At 71.5% G+C, this 18,247-nt stretch carries 19 protein-coding genes and 1 riboswitch; of the genes, 4 read left to right on the forward strand and 15 right to left on the reverse strand.

Features of this window, described 5'->3' with window-relative positions:
• Positions 1-252: 252 nt before the first annotated feature.
• Together ABZU74_RS19630 and ABZU74_RS19635 are read right to left on the reverse strand one after the other, a co-directional pair.
• Positions 253-1,053 (reverse strand): alpha/beta fold hydrolase, encoded by an 801-nt coding sequence (locus ABZU74_RS19630; RefSeq protein ID WP_355425622.1) that lies wholly within the window; start codon positions 1,051-1,053, stop codon positions 253-255.
• Positions 1,054-1,083: 30 nt separating this feature from the next.
• Complete coding sequence (locus ABZU74_RS19635; protein WP_355425625.1) at positions 1,084-1,863, reverse strand: endonuclease/exonuclease/phosphatase family protein; 780 nt, start codon at positions 1,861-1,863, stop codon at positions 1,084-1,086.
• 184 nt (positions 1,864-2,047) lie between these two features.
• On the opposite strand from ABZU74_RS19635, the gene ABZU74_RS19640 reads away from it, so the two are divergent.
• Both ABZU74_RS19640 and ABZU74_RS19645 read left to right on the forward strand, forming a co-directional pair.
• Positions 2,048-2,821 carry a TSUP family transporter gene (locus ABZU74_RS19640; RefSeq protein ID WP_355425628.1) on the forward strand — a complete coding sequence of 258 codons (774 nt, stop codon included), beginning with the start codon at positions 2,048-2,050 and terminating at the stop codon, positions 2,819-2,821.
• Positions 2,821-3,606: a GNAT family N-acetyltransferase gene (locus ABZU74_RS19645; protein WP_355425631.1), complete on the forward strand. Its 786-nt coding sequence runs from the start codon at positions 2,821-2,823 to the stop codon at positions 3,604-3,606. The genes ABZU74_RS19640 and ABZU74_RS19645 overlap by 1 nt, the downstream gene beginning before the upstream one ends.
• Here ABZU74_RS19645 and ABZU74_RS19650 read toward each other — a convergent pair.
• Both ABZU74_RS19650 and ABZU74_RS19655 read right to left on the reverse strand, forming a co-directional pair.
• Positions 3,586-4,095 carry a peptide deformylase gene (locus ABZU74_RS19650; protein WP_091398002.1) on the reverse strand — a complete coding sequence of 170 codons (510 nt, stop codon included), beginning with the start codon at positions 4,093-4,095 and terminating at the stop codon, positions 3,586-3,588. The two genes, ABZU74_RS19645 and ABZU74_RS19650, sit on opposite strands and share 21 nt — an antisense overlap.
• Positions 4,096-4,127: 32 nt before the next feature.
• Entirely contained in the window at positions 4,128-5,402 is a 1,275-nt protein-coding gene (locus ABZU74_RS19655; RefSeq protein WP_355425721.1) for a chorismate-binding protein, read from the reverse strand.
• A gap of 96 nt (positions 5,403-5,498) precedes the next feature.
• Between ABZU74_RS19655 and ABZU74_RS19660 the strand changes: the two genes are divergently transcribed.
• Entirely contained in the window at positions 5,499-5,699 is a 201-nt protein-coding gene (locus ABZU74_RS19660; protein ID WP_007460326.1) for a DUF5999 family protein, read from the forward strand.
• A 151-nt stretch (positions 5,700-5,850) separates the two neighbouring features.
• On the opposite strand, the gene gcvP is transcribed toward ABZU74_RS19660, so the two are convergent.
• The 3 genes from gcvP to ABZU74_RS19675 all read right to left on the reverse strand — a co-directional run bounded on the left by gcvP (position 5,851) and on the right by ABZU74_RS19675 (position 10,935).
• Positions 5,851-8,673, reverse strand: coding sequence for an aminomethyl-transferring glycine dehydrogenase (gene gcvP / locus ABZU74_RS19665; protein WP_355425634.1), 2,823 nt, complete (start codon positions 8,671-8,673; stop codon positions 5,851-5,853).
• 73 nt (positions 8,674-8,746) lie between these two features.
• Positions 8,747-8,845: riboswitch (glycine riboswitch) on the reverse strand.
• 75 nt (positions 8,846-8,920) lie between these two features.
• Positions 8,921-9,763: an NAD-dependent protein deacetylase gene (locus ABZU74_RS19670; RefSeq protein ID WP_355425637.1), complete on the reverse strand. Its 843-nt coding sequence runs from the start codon at positions 9,761-9,763 to the stop codon at positions 8,921-8,923.
• Between the two features lie 104 nt (positions 9,764-9,867).
• Positions 9,868-10,935 (reverse strand): MerR family transcriptional regulator, encoded by a 1,068-nt coding sequence (locus ABZU74_RS19675; RefSeq protein ID WP_355425724.1) that lies wholly within the window; start codon positions 10,933-10,935, stop codon positions 9,868-9,870.
• A 100-nt stretch (positions 10,936-11,035) separates the two neighbouring features.
• On the opposite strand from ABZU74_RS19675, the gene ABZU74_RS19680 reads away from it, so the two are divergent.
• A complete protein-coding gene (locus ABZU74_RS19680; RefSeq protein ID WP_355425640.1) occupies positions 11,036-11,692 on the forward strand; it encodes an NAD(P)H-binding protein in 657 nt (218 codons plus the stop codon).
• Between the two features lie 76 nt (positions 11,693-11,768).
• Here the strand turns inward: ABZU74_RS19680 and ABZU74_RS19685 are convergent, their stop codons facing one another.
• From ABZU74_RS19685 to ABZU74_RS19720, 8 genes are all read right to left on the reverse strand, one after another.
• Positions 11,769-12,728, reverse strand: a complete 960-nt coding sequence (locus tag ABZU74_RS19685) for a class I SAM-dependent methyltransferase (RefSeq protein WP_355425642.1) — start codon at positions 12,726-12,728, stop codon at positions 11,769-11,771.
• A gap of 128 nt (positions 12,729-12,856) precedes the next feature.
• The gene (locus ABZU74_RS19690; RefSeq protein WP_355425645.1) at positions 12,857-13,552 is read right to left on the reverse strand and encodes a cell division protein DivIVA; all 696 of its coding nucleotides are present in this window, start codon (positions 13,550-13,552) and stop codon (positions 12,857-12,859) included.
• A 108-nt stretch (positions 13,553-13,660) separates the two neighbouring features.
• Positions 13,661-14,842, reverse strand: a complete 1,182-nt coding sequence (locus ABZU74_RS19695; protein WP_355425647.1) for a globin domain-containing protein — start codon at positions 14,840-14,842, stop codon at positions 13,661-13,663.
• 2 nt (positions 14,843-14,844) lie between these two features.
• Positions 14,845-15,243: a group 1 truncated hemoglobin gene (locus tag ABZU74_RS19700; protein ID WP_355425650.1), complete on the reverse strand. Its 399-nt coding sequence runs from the start codon at positions 15,241-15,243 to the stop codon at positions 14,845-14,847.
• Between the two features lie 258 nt (positions 15,244-15,501).
• Entirely contained in the window at positions 15,502-16,098 is a 597-nt protein-coding gene (locus tag ABZU74_RS19705) for a MerR family transcriptional regulator (RefSeq protein ID WP_355425653.1), read from the reverse strand.
• Between the two features lie 159 nt (positions 16,099-16,257).
• Entirely contained in the window at positions 16,258-16,722 is a 465-nt protein-coding gene (locus ABZU74_RS19710) for a bifunctional nuclease family protein (protein ID WP_030327706.1), read from the reverse strand.
• A gap of 184 nt (positions 16,723-16,906) precedes the next feature.
• Positions 16,907-17,608, reverse strand: coding sequence for a MerR family transcriptional regulator (locus ABZU74_RS19715; RefSeq protein WP_181518541.1), 702 nt, complete (start codon positions 17,606-17,608; stop codon positions 16,907-16,909).
• Between the two features lie 50 nt (positions 17,609-17,658).
• A complete protein-coding gene (locus ABZU74_RS19720) occupies positions 17,659-18,111 on the reverse strand; it encodes an FHA domain-containing protein (protein WP_007071101.1) in 453 nt (150 codons plus the stop codon).
• Between the last annotated feature and the right edge of the window lie 136 nt (positions 18,112-18,247).

Below are 18,247 nucleotides of genomic sequence, written 5' to 3' on the forward strand. Positions count from 1 at the left end.
CCTCCGACGAGTTGATCGTGGCGCGTATCGACCAGCATGATCGTCGGAGTTCGTCGATGCAATGATCTTGAGGGAATCTTGCGACTTGGTGGTCCGCTCCCCCGCCGGCCCTTGATCGACCCGGTCGTCCAAAAAGGCGGGGTGTCCGGCTTTGAGCGCGGCGTCAGGCCGAGTCGGCCTTGAAGGCGACGACAGCCCGAGCCGGCGCGGCGTCAGGCCGAACGGTCGGCGCGGTGCGGTGCGGCGTCGCGGTCAGCCGGCGTGGCGCAGGGCCCAGTCGAGGGCGACGTCGGCGATGCGTTGCCAGCCCTGCTGCGCGGGCAGCAGGTGCGCGTACCCCTCGAAGAGCTCGACCTCGGTGATGGTGTCGCCCTGGTAGAGCGCGGCGTTCGCGCGCTGCACCCTGGGCGGCATGATGTGGTCCTCCGAGCCGGAGATGAACAGCAGCGGCGCGCGCTGGTCGTTGTGGTAGTCGACGGCGATGTCCTGGGGGCCGGGCAGCAGGTTGGCCAGGACGCTGTCCCAGAGGATGCCGCCGGCGGCGGGGATGGCGTAGCGCTCGTACAGGGCGCGGGCCTCCTGCTCGTCGAAGGTGTTGGTGAACGCGTAGTTCCACTGCTCGAAGGTGAACCCGACGGCGCGGTGCCGGTTGGCGGGGTTGCGCAGCACCGGGAAGGTGGAGCGCAGCTGCGAGAACGGGATGTTCCGGACGCCTTCGGTGGGCGCCGAGTTGAGCACGACGGCACTGGCGCCGTACCCCCGGTCGAGCAGCACCTGGGTGAACGCCCCGCCGGCGGAGTGGCCCATGAGGATCGGCGGCTTGGGCAGCGCGGCGACCACCGACGACAGGTGCGCGATGACCTGCGGCGCGGTCAGCGTCTCCAGTGGGCCGGGGTCGGCGTTGATCGCCTCGACCTCGCCTTCCAACCCGGGGTAGGTGGGGGTGAGCACCTCAAAGCCCTTGTCCTGGTAGTGGGTGACCCAGTTTTCCCAGCTGCGGGGGGTCACCCAGAACCCGTGGATGAGGACGATCGTGTCCGGTGCGTCGCTCATGGTCAGCTCCCTAGGTGTCGGGTGCGGTCGTCAGCCAAGGTCTACCAGCAGGGGGCGGTGGTCGGAGATGGTGGACGCTGGCGCGGTGACGGCGCGTACCGGTGGGAGGGCGGTGAGGGCGTGCCGGTCGGCGAGGATGTGGTCGAGTTGCACGCGGGGCTGCCCGGAGGGGTAGGTGGGGCGTCGGCCCAGGGGGCGCCAGCCGGAGATGAGCCGGGCCGCGCCGGCGGGCAGGTTGAGGTCGCCGAGCAGGACGCGGGGGCCGGGTAGCGCGCGCAGGGCGCGGACGGTCTGACGGAGTTGGCGGGCGTTCCAGCCGGGCACGAAGGACAGGTGGGTCGCGGCGACGGTGAGGGGGCCGTGCGGGGTGTCCAGGACGGCGGCGAGGACCACGCGGGGCTCGTCGTGCAGCAGGATGAGACCGCCGCGGGGGCCGGGCACGTAGACCGGTGAGCGCACGGGCGCCGGTTTGAGCCGGGTGACCTGCCAGCTGCGTACGGGGTGGCGGCTGATCAGCCCGATGCCGTAGCAGGGTTCGCCGTGGCCGTCGTCGTCGTGGCGCAGTGGGCGGAACTGTTCGCCGGGGGTGCCGACGACTGCGGCGGCGAAGCGGTGGTGGGGTGCGTCGAGGGCGCGGGCGGCGATGGCGGTGAGGTCGAGGTTGCCGCTGCGGCGTTGGTCGCGGTCGACCTCCTGCAGGGCGAGCACGTCGGCGTCGAGGGCGCCGATGGCGGCGGCGAGCCGGTCGGAGTCGACGAGCCCGTCGGTGAGGGACCGTCCGTGCAGCAGGTTGAAGGTGGCCAGGCGCACTCCTGCACCTTACGTGCCCGTGGCATGGTTGCCGGGTGGTGAAGGTGTTGCTGTGCTCGGTGCTGGTGTTCTTGGCGGTCGGCGCGTTGGGGGTGTGGTTGCGGCGTACGCGGGGTCGGTGACCGGGTGAGGCTGGCCACTCGGGTGCCCGGTGGGGCGCGTCGGGTGGGGAGAATTGCCGCCCGTGGACGCCGTGACGCTGAGTACCCTGCTGGCCGCCGCCGCGATGGCCGGGTGGGTCGATGCCGTGGTCGGTGGTGGCGGGTTGTTGCTGCTGCCGGCGTTGCTGGTGGCCGCACCGGGGTTGCCGGTGGCCACCGCGCTGGGCACGAACAAGTTGGCCGCGATCTTCGGTACGGCCACGGCGGCGGCGACGTACGCCCGCCGAACGAAAGTCGACTGGCGGGTGGCGGGCCCGGCTGCGGGGTTCGCGGTGCTCAGCGCGGGGGTGGGCGCGGCGCTGGCCGGGTCGGTGCCGGCGTCGGCGTACCGGCCGGTTGTGCTGGTGGTGCTGGTGGCGGTGGCGGTGTTCGTGCTGCTGCGTCCCCGGATGGGGGTGGTGGCGGTGCCGGCGAAGCGCACCCCGGTGCGGGTGGGCGTGGTGGTCGCGGTGGCCGGTGTGGGCATCGCCCTGTACGACGGGTTGATCGGCCCGGGCACGGGCACGTTCCTGGTGTTGGCGTTCACCGCGGTGGTGGGCGCGGACTTCGTGCACGGCTCGGCGATGGCGAAGGTCGTCAACGCGGGGACGAACCTGGGTGCGCTTGTGGTGTTCGGGGTGACCGGGCACGTGTGGTGGTTGCTGGGCGCGGGCATGGCGGTGTGCAACATCGCCGGCGCGGTGCTGGGGGCGCGGATGGCGTTGCGCCGCGGGTCGGGGTTCGTGCGGGTGGTGTTGCTGGTGGTGGTGGTGGCGTTGGTCGCGAAGCTCGGCCATGACCAGTGGGTGGCCCGCTGATGGCGGTGCGGGCCGAGCACGATCGTGCGGTGCTGGCGCGGTTGTTGGGGCGTGACCCAATGTTGCACGCGTACCAGTTGGGCGACCTGGACGACTTCTTCTGGCCGTACACGTCGTGGTTTCGCCGGGGTGAGCAGGTCGCGTTGCTGTACCACGGCACGGACCTGCCGACGTTGCTGGCGTTCGCCGCGCCGGCGGACCGCGGGTCGCTCGCGGTGTTGCTGGCGGAGCTGGCGCCGGTGCTGCCGGCCCGGCTGTACGCGCACCTGTCCCCCGGTCTGACAGGTGCCCTGTCCGGGGCGTTCCGGTTTTCTGCCGGTGGCCGGCATCACCGGATGGCGTTGACCGATCCGGCGCGGCTGGGCACGGTGGCCCCGGTGGGGGTGGTGCTCGGCGCGGCGGACCTGCCGCAGGTGCGGGAGTTGTACGCGCTGGCGTACCCCGGCAACTGGTTCGACGAGCGGATGCTGCAGACCGGGCAGTACCTGGGGGCCCGCGACGGGGATGCGTTGGTGGCGGTGGCCGGGGTGCACGTGTTCTCGCCGGCGTACGGGGTGGCGGCCCTGGGCAACGTCACGACGCATCCGCTCTGGCGGGGGCGGGGGCTCGGCGCGTCGGTGGTGGCGGCGTTGTGCGCCCGGCTGCGGGAGACCGTCGAGCACGTCACGCTCAACGTGAAGGCGGACAACGCGGCCGCGGTGCGCCTGTACGAGCGGGTGGGTTTCACCCGGGTCGCCGATTACGACGAGTGGACGTTGACGGCGCTAGCCGCGGCGGCTGGGTGAGTCGAAGCGCCCGGCGCGGATCTCGCGGAGGGCCCGGCGGCGGGTGTCGCCGCGCAGGGTGTCGACGTAGAGCTTCCCGCCCAGGTGGTCGGTCTCGTGTTGCAGGGCGCGGGCCAGGAACCCGCTGCCGGCGATGGTCAACGGCTCGCCGTGCTGGTCGACGCCGTGGGCGGTGGCGTGCAGGGCCCGCACGGTCGGGAAGTACAGCCCGGGGATGGACAGGCATCCCTCCTCGTCGTCCTGGAGCTCGTCGGACAGCTCCAGGGTGGGGTTGATGAGGTGGCCGCGGTGCCCGTCGGCGTCGTAGACGAACACCTGGGCGCTGACGCCGATCTGCGGTGCGGCCACGCCGGCACGGCCGGGGGCGCCGAGCAGGGTGTCCATCAGGTCGGTGACGAGGGCGCGCAGCTCGGCGTCGAAGGTGGTGACCGGTTCGCATCCGGTGCGTAGGACAGGGTCGCCGATGATCCGGATGGGCCGCATGGTCATGGGGGTCAGCGTATCGCCGTGCGCTGCTGCGGTCAGCGCCCGGCCAGGGTGGCGCGGACCGGGGCGGTCTTCCCGGCGGCCTCGGCGACCTCGGCGTGTGCGTCGCTGTCCCAGGTGATGCCACCGCCGGCCCAGGTGTGCAGCCGTTGACCGTCGGCGGCGGCGGTGCGGATGGTCAGGCCGAGGTCGACGTGGCCCGGGGCGACCCAGCCCAGCGCGCCCATGCTGGCGCCCCGGCCGACCGGTTCGAGGGCGTTGATCTGGGCCAGGGCGGCGAGTTTCGGAGCGCCGGTGACGGAGCCGCCGGGGCAGGTGGCGCGCAGCAGGTCGGCGAGGCCGAGGCCGTCGGCGGCGGCGGCGCGGACCGTCGACTCGGCCTGCCACAGGTCGCACCAGCGGCGGACGGCGAACAGGTCGTCGACAACGACGGTGCCGGTGCGGGCGATGCGGGCGAGGTCGTTGCGTTCCAGGTCGACGATCATGATGTGTTCGGCGCGTTCCTTCGCGCTGGTGAGCAGTTCGGCGCGGCCGGCGGCGGTGGCCGGGCGGGTGCCCTTGATCGGTCGGGTGATCACCTGCCCGTCGGTGACCTCGACGAGGGTTTCCGGTGAGGCGCAGCCGATGGCCCACCCGTCGCCGGTGAGGACGCCGCCGTAGCGGGCGCCGGGGAGCGCGCCGAGGCGACTCAGGGCGGGCAGCGGGTCGCCGGTGTAGGGGGCGGCGGCGTGGCCGACGAGGTTGCTCTGGTAGACGTCGCCGCGGCCGATCGCGGCGCGGACCGCGTCGACGGCGGCGGCGTGCTGACCGGGGGTCCAGCTCTCGACCCAGTCGCCGAGCCACCACGGCGGCGGTGGCCCGGGCCGGGCGGCCCGGGTGGGGCCGTGTTCGTAGACGACGACGGCGAGGTCGGGCAGGGCCGGCGCGGGTTCGGGTGCCCCGGTGGGCGCGCCGGCCAGCAGCGCCCCGGCGGCGGCGGACAGGTACAGCGCCGCGCCGCAGACCCCGGTGCCGTGCTGTGCGGTGGCGGGTCGGGTCAGGTCGTGCAGGGGCAGGCCGTGCGCGGCGAGGAACTCCTCGGCGAGGGCCGCGGGGTCACCGCCGTCGCCGCGAGACCAGTGCAGGCGGGCGCGTTCGGTCAGCGCGCCCCGGCACGCGGCCGGCGCGGCGGGTACACCGGCAGACGCGGCCGGGCCGCGGCCGGCGGCGTCTGCAACTGGGCTGCGGGCCTCTGCGCACACGAGTGGGAGCGTGTCCACGCCGTACGGTCCAACCTTCCTCATCCGTTCAGTGGATTTAGCGGGCACCAGGCGGGCACCTGCTCGATGCTGGACACTTTCGCTTGGTACTGTGCGTCACTGGTCATGTGAACCATGACACAGTGCCCCCACAGTCCGGAGAACCCGATGTGCCAGCACCAACCGACCTGCCCCTCCGCTGAAGCCACCGATCGGGAAGCCGCGCGGGTCCTCGCCTGCTTCCGTGAGCAGGGCTGGAGCCTGCTCTGCAACGGTGTCATCGTCTTCGAGGACACCGGCGAGCTGCTTCCCGACGGCAGCAGCATCGCACCGCACCGCGGCCCCGCCCGCCACGCCCTCGTGGCCTGACCGACCACTCAGCGTCACCGAATAGCCGCCGTCGACCCAGGCTAGTCCCCCGGTAAGGGACGTCCCCGCCCAGGTCGCAGCGGCTGCCGGGGCAGGCCGTACACCGCCCGCCCCGGCGCCCGCCGTCAGCCGTCCAACGCCGGCGGCGTTGTCAGTCCTCGAACGCCTCCGGCGACGGGCACGAGCAGACCAGGTTCCGGTCGCCGTACGCGCCGTCGATGCGCCGCACCGGCGGCCAGTACTTCCCGGCCCGGTCCACCCCGGCCGGGTACGCGCCCACCGACCGCGGGTACGCGTGCGACCACTCGTCACCGCTGACCATCGCCGCGGTGTGCGGCGCGTTCGCGAGGGGGTTATCCCCCGCCGGCCACGCCCCGGAACCCACCTGCTCGATCTCCGCACGGATCGCGATCATCGCGTCGCAGAACCGGTCCAGCTCGGCCAGATCCTCGCTCTCGGTCGGCTCCACCATCAGCGTCCCCGCCACCGGGAACGACATCGTGGGCGCGTGGAAGCCGTAGTCGATCAGCCGCTTCGCCACGTCGTCGACGCTCACCCCGGTCGCCTTCGTCAACGGCCGCAGGTCGAGGATGCACTCGTGCGCCACCAGGCCCTTGTTGCCGGCGTACAGCACCGGGAAGTGCCCGCGCAGCCGCGCCGCCACGTAGTTCGCGGCGAGGACCGCGACGCCGGTCGCCCGGGTCAGGCCCTCGGCGCCCATCATCCGCAGGTACGCCCACGGGATCGGCAGGATCCCCGCCGACCCGTACTTCGCCGCCGAGATCGCCGGCGTGCTGTCGGCGTGCGCGCCCAGCGGGTCACCGGGCAGGAACGGCGCCAGGTGCGCGCGGACCGCCACCGGGCCCACCCCGGGGCCCCCGCCGCCGTGCGGGATGCAGAACGTCTTGTGCAGGTTCAGGTGCGACACGTCCGCGCCGAACTTGCCCGGCTTGGCGAACCCGACCAGGGCGTTGAGGTTCGCCCCGTCGACGTACACCTGCCCGCCGGCGTCGTGGACCTTCGCGCACAGCGACGCGATGCCCGTCTCGTACACGCCGTGCGTCGACGGGTACGTCACCATGATCGCGGCGAGCGCGTCCCGGTGCTTGTCGATCTTCGCGTCCAGGTCGACGAGGTCGACGTTGCCGTCGTCGTCGCAGGCCACCACCACGACCCGCATGCCGGCCATCACCGCCGACGCCGCGTTCGTGCCGTGCGCCGACGACGGGATCAGGCACACGTCGCGGTGCGTCTCACCCCGCGACGCATGGTACGAGCGGATCGCCAGCAACCCGGCCAACTCGCCCTGCGACCCGGCGTTGGGCTGCACGCTCACCGCGTCGTAGCCGGTCACCTCGGCCAGCCACGACTCCAGCTGACCGATCATCTCCCGGTACCCGGCGGTCTGCGCGTCCGGCGCGAACGGATGGATGTTCGCGAACTCCGCCCAGCTGACCGGCTCCATCTCGGTGGTCGCGTTCAGCTTCATCGTGCACGACCCGAGGGGGATCATGCCCCGGTCCAGGGCGTAGTCGAAGTCCGACAGCCGCCGCAGGTAGCGCAACATCGCCGTCTCCGAGTGGTGGCTGCGGAACACCGGGTGGGTGAGGAAGTCACTGCCGCGGGTCAGGTCGACCGGCAGCGCGGCGTCCACGGCGCCGTCGAACGCGGGCACCCCGAACGCCGCCCACACCTCCCGCAGATGCGCGTCGGTGGTCGTCTCGTCGCAGGACATCCCCACCCGGTCCGCGTCGACCAGCCGCAGGTTCACCCCCCGCTGCACGGCGGCCTCGACGACAGACGCCGCCGCGCCCGGCACTGTCACGGTGACGGTGTCGAAGAACGCAACGTCCGCGACGTCCACCCCACCGGCGCGCAACCCGGCCGCGAGCCGCGCCGCCATCGCATGGGTACGCGTCGCGATGTCCCGCAGCCCGTCCGGGCCGTGGTAGACGGCGTACATGCCCGCCATCACCGCGAGCAGCACCTGCGCGGTGCAGATGTTGCTCGTCGCCTTCTCCCGCCGAATGTGCTGCTCACGGGTCTGCAACGCCAACCGGTAGGCCGGGTTGCCGTCCGCGTCGCGCGACACGCCGACCAGCCGCCCGGGCAGCATCCGCTCCAGGCCGGAACGCACCGCCAGGTAACCGGCGTGCGGCCCACCGAAGCCCATCGGTACGCCGAAACGTTGGGTGGTGCCGGCGGCGATGTCCGCGCCGATCTCCCCTGGCGCCCGCAGCAGCGTCAACGCCAGCAGGTCCGCCGCGACGGTCACCAGGGCGCCGACGGCGTGCGCCGCCTCGACCAGCGCCGCGTCGTCCCGCACCGCACCGGACGCACCCGGATACTGCAGGTGCAGGCCGAAGAACTCCGCCGGCAACTCGTCACGCTGCACGTCGAGGACCCGCACGTCGATGCCGAGCGGCTCGGCCCGGCTGGTGATCACCGCGATGGTCTGCGGCAACGCGTCGGCGTCGACGACGTACACGCCGCTCTTGCTCTTGGAGGCCCGCCGCGCGAGGGTCATCGCCTCCGCGGCGGCGGTGCCCTCGTCGAGCATGGAGGCGTTCGCGGTGGTCAGGCCGGTCAGGTCGGTGACCATGGTCTGGAAGTTCAGCAGCGCCTCCAGGCGGCCCTGGCTGATCTCCGGCTGGTACGGGGTGTACGCCGTGTACCAGGCCGGGTCTTCGAGGACGTTGCGGCGGATCACCGCCGGGGTGTGCGTGCCGTGGTACCCCAGGCCGATCATGGAGACGGCGACGGTGTTACGGGCCGCGAGGGCCCGCAGCTCGGCGATCGTCTCGGCTTCGGTGGCCGGGTCGGGCAGGTCGAGGGTGCCGTGCCAGCGGATCACCTCGGGGATCGCGGCGTCCATCAGCTCGTCGATCGAGTCGTGCCCGACGACCTTCAACATCCGACGCTCATCGTCGGGGCCGGGACCGATGTGACGGGTGGCGAACTGCTCTACGGTCATCAGGGGCACTCCCGGGGCGAGGTCGACGTGTCGGCCTCCCCCTCTGTCGCACCCACAGGGGCACTCCACAGTGCCTGCCCACGAGGTCCTTTTGCCTGAGAGGTTCCGGGGAGGATTTGCCCCTTCGGCGCCGCCCTGCGTGCTCTCGGGCGGTCTCTCCCACGTGGGTGTTACCGGCGTGCTCAACGCTACCAGCGCTGGTGTTTCCGGCGGATGTCCTACCCCCGCCGTCGGTTGGGGCCCGCCGTCACACCCCCAGCGGCGCCCCGGCGCCCACCCGCGCGGCCAGCTGCGGAAGCACCGCACCCAACGGGGCGTCGACGCACACGGTGGCGTGGCCGTCACCCCGGGTCGCCCCCTGGTTGACAATCGCGACCGGGATGCCCCGTTTCGCGGCCCGAATCACGAAACGGCGCCCCGACATCACCGTCAACGACGACCCGAGCACCAGCAACGACCGGGCCTGCTCCACGGCCGCGAAACACCGCGACACCCGCTGCGGCGGCACCGTCTCACAGAAGAACACCACGTCGGGTTTCAGCATCCCGGTGCCGCAGATCCCGCAGTCCACCGGCCGGAACGCCGCCACCTGCTCATCGGGGAGATCAACATCACCGTCCGGGTTGATCGCGGCGACGCGGGCCACGAAGTCCGGGTTGGCCTCGCGCAGCCGCCGGTGAAGCTCCTCCCGGGAGGTCAGGTTGCCGCAGTCCAGGCAGGTCACCTCGTCCAGGCGACCGTGCAACTCGATCACCGCCGGGCTGCCGGCCGCACCGTGCAGACCGTCGACGTTCTGGGTGATCACCGTGTCGACCAGACCGGCGTGTTGCAGCGCGGCCACCGCCAGATGCCCGGCGTTGGGCGCCGCGCCCGCGATCAACCGCCACCCCAGGTGGCTACGCGCCCAGTAGCGCCGCCGGGCCAGGGGATCCCGGGTGAACGCCTGGAAGGTCATCGGCGTGTGCCGTCGCGCCACCCCGCTAGGCCCTCGGTAGTCCGGAATTCCCGACTCGGTGGACAGACCGGCGCCGCTGAGCACCACCACCCCACCACCGGCCACCAGCGAGGTCAACGCGTCGAAGCTCTCCATCACCTCTCCATGCTGCCTCAACCAGTCCGCCGACGCCGAGCCCCGCGTCCAGCGGGCGACCCCACCCGACACGGGGCTCGGCGTCGGCGACCCAAGACAACCCTCTACGCCGCCGCGACGTCGGCGACGACGCACGCGATGTTGTCCGGCGCCCCCTCGGCCCGCGCCAGATCGATCAACGCCCGCACCGTGTCCTCAGGGCCGTCCGTCGCGGTCAACGCCGACCGCAGGTCGGCCCGGTCGACGACCGCGGACAACCCGTCAGAGCACAGCAGGTACCGGTCACCGGGCAGCGCGGTACGCAACGCCAGATCAGCCTCGACCTGCCGACCGCCGCCGAGGGCACGCACCAGCACCGCCCGCTGAGGATGCGCCACGGCCTGGTCCCGGTCGAGCCGGCCCTGATCGACCTGGGCCTGCACCCAGGTGTGATCGTGGGTGAGCAGCGACAGTTCACCGCCGCGCAGCAGGTAGGCGCGAGTGTCACCGACGTGCACCAGCGCCAACCGGGCACCACTGAACAGCAACGCGGTCAGCGTGGTGACCGGCTGGTCGGCGTCGCTGGCCAACCCGTGCACGGCACGGTCGGCGTCACTCACCGCGCCGGCCAGCATCGTCAGCAGGTCGGCGGCCGGCACGTCGGTGAGTTCCAACGGCCGCAGGGCGTCGACGGCGGCCGCGCTGGCGGCAGCGCCGCCGGGCCCCCGCATCCCGTCGGCCACGGCGAGCAACCGCTCGCTGGCGTACGCGGTGTCCTCGTTGCTGTCGCGCGCCAACCCGGTGTCACAACCGGCCGCGCAGCGGACGGCAACTGTGGAATTCGGGTCAGACATGGTGGCGCCCCCTTCAGACAGGTGGTCCACGAGGAGGGTGGCGAGCCGGGCGCGCGCCGCGGTGTCCGCACTGACCTGCCGCCAGTACGCGCTGATCGCCTCCGCCGCCGCGACCGGTTGCAGGCCACACACCACCCGGATCGTCGCCAGCGGCATACCGAGCCGACGCAACTGGGCGACCAGCCGGGCCACCGGCAGCTGAGCCGGGTCGTAGAGCCGGTAACCGGACTCCGGATCGACAGCGGCCGGCACCAGCAGCCCACCCTGGTCGTACAGGCGCAACGCCTTCGGCGTCAGCCTCGCCGCCCGGGCGAACGCCCCGATGGTCATCAGACCCACGTCGGCATCCTCCTCGTGCCGGTCACCGCGACCGGCACCCACCAGGCTCAGGGTTACCCGAAGGTCAAGGTCAAGCCGGCGCCGCCGGTAGGTTGGGCGCATGCGCGTCGTCATCGCCGGAGGCCACGGCAAGATCGCCCTGCTGCTGCAACGTCACCTCGTCGAGCGCGGCGACACCGCCGTCGGCCTCATCCGCAACCCCGAGCAGACCGCGACGCTACGCGCCGCCGGCGCCACAGCCGTCGTCTGCGACCTGGAACACACCGAGGTCGCGCAGCTGGCCGACCACCTGCACGACGCCGACGCGGTGATCTTCGCCGCGGGCGCCGGCCCCGGCAGCGGCGCCGCCCGCAAGGACAGCGTCGACCGGGCCGCCGCCGCGTTGCTCGCCGACGCCGCCACCCGCGCCGGCGTGCGACGCTACCTGCTCGTCTCCTCCATGGGCGTGGACAACCCGCCCGCCCCCGGCGGCGACGACGTGTGGGCGGCGTACCTGCGCGCCAAACGCGCCGCCGAGGACGACCTGCGCGGCCGGGACCTGGCCTGGACGGTGCTGCGACCCGGCCGACTCACCGACGACCCACCCACCGGGCGGGTCACCCTCACCCCGCACGCCGGTCAGGGCGCGATCAGCCGCACCGACGTCGCCCACGTCCTCGCCGCCCTGCTCGACGAACCGCGCACCGCCGGCGCGACAGTGGAACTCGTCGACGGGCCCACCCCGATCGCCGACGCCGTCCGCGCCGCCGCCACCTGACCGACCCGTCGCCGGGGGCGCGCTTCCACCTCGAACGACGGTTCAGCTGGCGACCCGCCCGACAGGCGGTGTGGCGTCAGCCCTCCGGGCGGTGCGCGGCGACCAGCACCGGCCCGCCGGGGACGGTCGGAAAACGGCGGACATCACCCAACCCGGCCCCCGCCAGCACCTCCGCCATCCGGTCCGCGTCGAACGCGTTGCCGCCGTTGCGCACGGCGTTCCACCTGTCGACGGCCGCCCGCAACGGATCCCCGGCCGGCGGGTTGGTGCCCGCCACCAGCCAACCACCGGGCCGCAGCGCCTGCACCAACCGGGGCAGCGCGAGCGCCAACGTCTGCTGGGGAAGAAACGGCGCCGGCAGCCAGACCAGGTCGTACCCGCCCGGCTCCGTCACGTCCGCGACGTCCTGACGGCGCAGACTGATCCGATCCGCCACATCGCGCGCCTCGGCCAACTCCCCACCAGCCAGGTCCAACGCCCGTTGCAACACGTCGATGCCCACCACCGACGCCCGGGGCAACGCGCGAGCCAACGCGACGGCCAACGCCGCCACACCGGTGCCCACGTCCAGCACCCTGGCATCCGCCGAGTCCAGGCGCTGCGCCAGCCCCGCCAACTCGGGTACCACCCGGGTCGCCAACGCCCGACCGGTCGCCGCCGACGCCCGCCCCTGATGCAACAACACCGAGTCGTCCACCTGCGCCCAGCCGGCCCCGCCCGACCCGGAAGGCTCCTGCGCCGCCGCGGCGACCGCCTGCCGCAGCGAACTCAACCGCGCCTGCACGGCGCTGCGCCCGGTCGGCCCGTCGGCAGCCACCAGCGACGGGTGCGCGACAGGCGTCGCGCCGTCCCAGGAGAGCAGACCAGCGGCCTCCAGCACCGCGCTGCGGTGCGGCGACGCCGCGAGGACATCGGCGAGTGGGGCCGACAGGGCATCACTCATGGTGCCGACCGCGGCCGCCAGCGCCCACGTCGACGCCTCCAACGCGGCCAACGGGTCCGGTGACCCACCGGGCGGGGACGGTGAAACCGACACGACGGCGCCTCTCGCAGGGGCGGGCCCACAGGTCAGCCCGCCTGACCCCTCCGACTATGCCACCCGCCCCACCCCGCCCCGCGCCGAGTGGGGTCCGGGCACGTCCGCCGACCCCACTCCGCGACGCTTCAGCGGTGCTGGTGCCGCGGCAACGCCGACTGCCCCAGCACACCACCCACGAACGGCGCTCCCGGCGTCTCCGCCGCGATCCGATCCATCGTGCGTGCCAACTGCTCACTGCCGTCATCGAGATGCCGCGCCGCCGCCTGCATGTGCGACACCATCATCTCCCCGAAGATCCGCAACGCCTCCCGGGTCGCCACCGTGTCGTCGAAGCTCGGCCCCGCCGCGCTGCGGTACTCCGCCACCGCCCGCTCCGCCTCCTGCTTCGCCTCCGCCTCGGCCGCCTGCAGGTAACTCTCGTACTGCACTCGGGCGTACTCGGCGACCCGACGCGCGTAGTCATGCGCCTGCGCGATGATCTGCTCGGCCTCCCGCTGCGCCGCCGACAGCAGATTCACCTCCCGCGCCGCCGGAGCCTTCGCCGCCGCCCCCGTACTCGGAATCACCCCGTGCCGGTGCAACTCCACCCGGTCGGTCAGCCGCTCGTTCTCCGCCCGCAACGTCGCGATCTGCGTCGCCAACAGGTCCAACTCATCAGCGACCTGTACCCGGAACCGGTCCACGTCAGCGTTGTCGTAACCACGCCTGGCGAACGACGCCGCGCCGAACTCCCACCGCCGGACCCGATCGGCGGTCATCCGCACCTGCACACCGCCGGAAACCTGTACCCCGTCATACCGACTGATCGGCGTCGCGCTCACCTGTGCAGACCTCCGTTCGCGACTGCGGCGCCCGCAAGCTCACCCCTCGCGCTCACCTGACCCGCCCTTCGTTCGTGACTGCGGGGCTCGCAAGCTCACTCCTCGCGATCACCTGTGCCCACCTCCCGAAGCGTCACCCGCAGCCGGCTGCGGCACGGCCGTCCGCCACGCCGGGCCGTACCACTGCGCACCCAGACCCTCGTGGTGCACCTGACCCGCGTGGTAACCCGCCTGCACCAACGTCCGCACCGCGTGCGACACCATCTCGTCCGACCCACACACGAACACGTGCCGGGAACGCCAGTCACCGTCGGCCAACGCCCGGTCCACCGCCTGCACGAACTCACCCGGCCGGTGCACGTCGGCACCCACCACGTACGTCACCGTCAACCACGGATACGACGACGCCAACTTGTCGATCGCGTCGCTGTCGTAGAACTCGCTACGGGAACGCGCCCCCACGTAGAGGTCCACCCGCCGGCGGGAACCCTCCGCGGCCACCTGCTCCACCAACGCCTTCATGGGCGCCCAGCCGGTGCCCGCGACCAACAGCAACAGGTCACTGGAACCGGCCGACCACAACCCGAGCCGGTCCCCCACAGGCGCCGCCAGGTGGATCCGATCGCCCACCGCCGTCCCGTACACCAGTCGCGACGACACCGCGCCACCCGGCGCGGCCCGCACATGCAACTCCAGCGTGCCGTCCGCCCGCGGCGCGTTCGCCGGCGAGTAGTACCGCCACGACCGCACCGACGGGTGCGACACCCCGATCGACTGACCCGGGGTGAACGGCAACAGGTACTGCGGACGCACCGTCAACACCGCCACGTCGAACGCCCGCCGCTCGTGCGCCACGATCTCCGCCACCCACCACGGCGGATTGACCGCCTCAGCGGCCTGCGCGGCCTCGGTCATCACCTGGGCGACCAACCCGTACGCGGCCGTCCAGTCCGCAGCCAACTCGTCGGTCCACTGCTCGGCGAGGAAATGCTGCAACGTCGCCACCAGCGCCTCACCGACCGCCGGGTAGTGCTCCGCGCGGACCGCGAACTTGCGGTGGTCCGCACCGAGATCCTGCAGGAAACCCACCAGCCGATCCACCTGGTCCACATTGGACACGATGTGACCCAACGCGGTCACGAGGCGGTCCCGCTGACCGGCCATGTTCGTGGGGAACATCTGCCGCGTCTCGGGATGAGCGAGGAACAACGTCGAATAGAAGTAGAGCGGCACCTGGTCACCGTGACCGGCGACCACCGACCAGCTCTGCTTGAGGCGAGCCGCGTCCACGCTCAGGCGCCTGACCTGTTCCCGGCAGCCACCACCTGGTCCTGCACCTGCCCCAGCACTGTCTGCACGTGAGCGAGGGTGTCCGCAGGCACCCCCAACTCGGAAAGCGTCACCGTCAGGTGCTCGCCCACCTTCGCGTAGTGCCCCACCGTGATGTTCAACGGCTGGTGCGCCTCGGCCAACCCGCGACCCGTGTAGTCGTTCGGGCCACCCAGCACGACGGTCAACATCAACGCCAGATGCCGCCGCTGACCCGTCATGTCCACGCCAGCGAAGTACCCGGCCAACTCCGGGTCCGCGAGCACCTTGTCGTAGAACAGCTCAACCGCCGCCTTGACCGAACTGGCACCGCCAATGCGGTCGTAGTGCGAGGCGGGAGCGGTCTCTTCCGTAACCGTCACGGTCGTTCCTTCCAGGGGTGAGGGTCCAGAACCGTGAGGGACCATAGCGTGTCAACCGGCTCCGGTCAGCGCCCCCCTATCGGATTCCCGACAAAACGACACCACGCTGCGTCACCACTACTGCCAGGTATATCCACAAGGGGCCACCAAAACGACACCCAGGGTATACACAATGGACCATATCGGCCGAAGAGCCCCTGAAACCGTCACCGACCGTCGCGACAAAACCAACCGGAAAAAACCCAAAAGCCGGAACGGTCAGCCGGCCCGCCGCCGCGCTCGCCGCGCCGCCAACTCGTCACCCACCGGATCCGACCCCGACGCCGCCGCCGACTCCACCGGACCGCTCGTCGCCGGCTCCGCAGGCAGATGCGACAACGACCCCTGGATCTCCTTGAAAGCCCCACCGATCGCGATGCCGAAGACCCCCTGGCCACCCTGCAACAGGTCGACCACCTCCTCCGGAGACCGGCACTCGTACACCGTCGTCCCATCAGAGATCAGCGTGATCCCCGCCAGATCCTCCACACCACGCGACCGCAACGCCTCGATCGCCTTACGGATGTTCTGCAGGGACACCCCCGCATCCAACAACCGCTTCACGACCTTCAACACCACCAGGTCCCGGAACGAATACAACCGCTGCGTCCCCGAACCCGAGGCATCACGAACGCTCGGCACCACAAGCGTCGTCCGCGCCCAGTAATCCAACTGCCGGTAACTGATGCCCACCGCGTGGCAGGCCGTCACACCCCGGTAGCCAACCGAACCGTCACCCTCAGCCGCCACACCTGGCGACGAGGCACCCGGCTCGTCGAACTCTGCACCCGGATCGGAATCCCGCGGCTCGTGCATCCGGACAACCTCCCCGTCAGTGTGGCGACGCATCGTTTCCGGGACGCGCACCCCTCGACACGGAAACCCTATCGCCACCGTCAGGGGTTACCACGGAGGAACCGACGCGACACGCCGCGCAGCCACCGAGAAAGATCACCAACCGAGCCCGGGCACACCTCAGCCCGCGAAATCCTCCGGACGCACCTGCTCCAGGAACTCGCGGAACTTCTCCACCTCGTCCTCCTGCTCATCAGGGATAACGATCCCCGCCTCGCTGAGGACCTGCTCCGCACAACGAATCGGCGCACCAACCCGCAACGCCAACGCGATCGAATCGCTCGGCCGCGCCGACACCCGCACCCCATCGCCGATCAACAGATCCGCGTAGAAGACGTTCTCCTTCAGCTCGGTGATCTCCACCGCCTGCAAGGGCGCCTTCAACGCCGCCAACACATCCCGCAGAAGATCATGGGTCAACGGCCGGGCCGGCTTGACCCCCTGCTGCTCATAAGCGATAGCCGTCGCCTCGACCGCGCCGATCCAGATCGGCAGATAGCGGTCCCCCTCGACCTCCCTGAGCAGGACGATCGGCTGGTTGCTGGGCAGCTCCACCCGAACTCCGACCACGCTCAGCTCGCGCACCGCCGCCTCCGTGTCGTTGTCACCTACGCCGCACCGCGCCCTTCCCTGCACGGTACACGGACCGCAACACGGCCGTCCCATGCGCTACAGCACCACGCCCGCGCCGAAAAGGGGTTACCCCGGCAAGCCTACGGCACGCTTCCCGGAAGAGATCTTTCCGCTCAGCCACCACCCACCGGGCCCCTCACCGACCCAACGTCGACCGCAAACCCACCCGCACCAACGCCGCGTGCAACTGCTCCGACAACGCCACCAACTCACGCGCCGTCTCCGCCGCCCGCGCCCGCGCCGCCGGATCACTCTGCCGCGCCAACGGCGCCACCAACTGCGCGAACAAACCGACCTCCCGGTCCGCCGCCGTCCGATAACCCCGCAGGTGCCGCGGCTCCAACCCGTACGCCGCCAACCCCGCCACCGCCGACGCGATGATCAGGGCATCCGCGTCATACCACCCCGGCGGATCCGACACCAGCACACCGAGCCGCTCCAACTCCACCAACGTCGACTCGTCGATCCCACTGCGCGCCACCAGATCCGCCCGGCCGAGCCGCACCTGCGACGACTCGGCCGGCTCCGCCAACTCACGACCCGGCACCGCACCATCAGGACCAACCGCCACCAACGCCGGCCGCGACCGCCCCGGCTGCTCACCGGACGAATCCCACTGGGCCAACTGCTCCCGGATCACCCGCAACGGCAGGTACTTGTCCCGCTGCGCGGTCAACACGAACCGCAACCGCGCCACATCGTCCCAGCTGTACTTCCGGTAACCCGCCGCCGTCCGCTGCGGCTCGACCAAACCCTCAGCCTCAAGAAACCGCAACTTCGAAATCGTGGTGTCCGGAAAATCCACCCGCAACTGCCCAAGCACCTCACCGATGCTCATCAGCGGCTCAGACCGAGCCGCCCCGGGTGACGTGGAGGCCGCAGGCTCGTTCACCCCCGGCCGGCCTCCTCCTCCGGGCGCGGACCGGCGATGAACACCACCCGGAACTTACCGATCTGGACCTCGTCACCATTGCTCAACGTGGCCGCCTCAACCCGCTCACGATTGACGTACGTGCCATTCAGGCTGCCCACGTCCCGCACCGTGAACGTCCCACCATCCCGGTGGAACTCCGCGTGCCGACGCGACACCGTCACGTCATCCAGGAAAATGTCACTGTCCGGGTGCCGGCCACTGGTCGTCACATCGTGGTCCAACAAGAACCGGGCACCCGCATTCGGGCCTCGACGAACCACCAGCAGCGCCATACCCGGCGGCAACGAACCGGACATCCGGCTCGGCACCACATCGGTATCCGGCCCCTCCAGCACTTCGTCGAGCGAACCGAGATTGAGCGTCGAAGTGACGTCGAGTGGGGGGAACTCGTCGTCTGGCCGCGTCATGGGACCACCTCACGGATCTGTTCGGTCGGCGTCGGGTAATGGCGGGTCTGGCCGCCGGGCACTTGAACACCCGGCGGCTGGCTCCCCGTGCCCGGGAAGGCAATTCCGCAACGCTCAACTATTGGGTTCTCGGTCG

It is taken from the genome of Micromonospora sp. NPDC005171, assembly GCF_040608575.1.
Taxonomy (GTDB): domain Bacteria; phylum Actinomycetota; class Actinomycetes; order Mycobacteriales; family Micromonosporaceae; genus Micromonospora.

Bases quoted from the DNA above. Each gene is read 5' to 3' on its own strand.
- ABZU74_RS19630 (WP_355425622.1), bottom strand. From the start codon at position 1,053: ATGAGCGACGCACCGGACACGATCGTCCTCATCCACGGGTTCTGGGTG.
- ABZU74_RS19645 (WP_355425631.1), top strand. From the start codon at position 2,821: ATGGCGGTGCGGGCCGAGCACGATCGTGCGGTGCTGGCGCGGTTGTTG.
- ABZU74_RS19650 (WP_091398002.1), bottom strand. From the start codon at position 4,095: ATGACCATGCGGCCCATCCGGATCATCGGCGACCCTGTCCTACGCACC.
- ABZU74_RS19660 (WP_007460326.1), top strand. From the start codon at position 5,499: ATGTGCCAGCACCAACCGACCTGCCCCTCCGCTGAAGCCACCGATCGG.
- gcvP (WP_355425634.1), bottom strand. From the start codon at position 8,673: ATGACCGTAGAGCAGTTCGCCACCCGTCACATCGGTCCCGGCCCCGAC.
- ABZU74_RS19670 (WP_355425637.1), bottom strand. From the start codon at position 9,763: ATGGAGAGCTTCGACGCGTTGACCTCGCTGGTGGCCGGTGGTGGGGTG.
- ABZU74_RS19680 (WP_355425640.1), top strand. From the start codon at position 11,036: ATGCGCGTCGTCATCGCCGGAGGCCACGGCAAGATCGCCCTGCTGCTG.
- ABZU74_RS19705 (WP_355425653.1), bottom strand. From the start codon at position 16,098: ATGCACGAGCCGCGGGATTCCGATCCGGGTGCAGAGTTCGACGAGCCG.
- ABZU74_RS19715 (WP_181518541.1), bottom strand. From the start codon at position 17,608: ATGAGCATCGGTGAGGTGCTTGGGCAGTTGCGGGTGGATTTTCCGGAC.
- ABZU74_RS19720 (WP_007071101.1), bottom strand. From the start codon at position 18,111: ATGACGCGGCCAGACGACGAGTTCCCCCCACTCGACGTCACTTCGACG.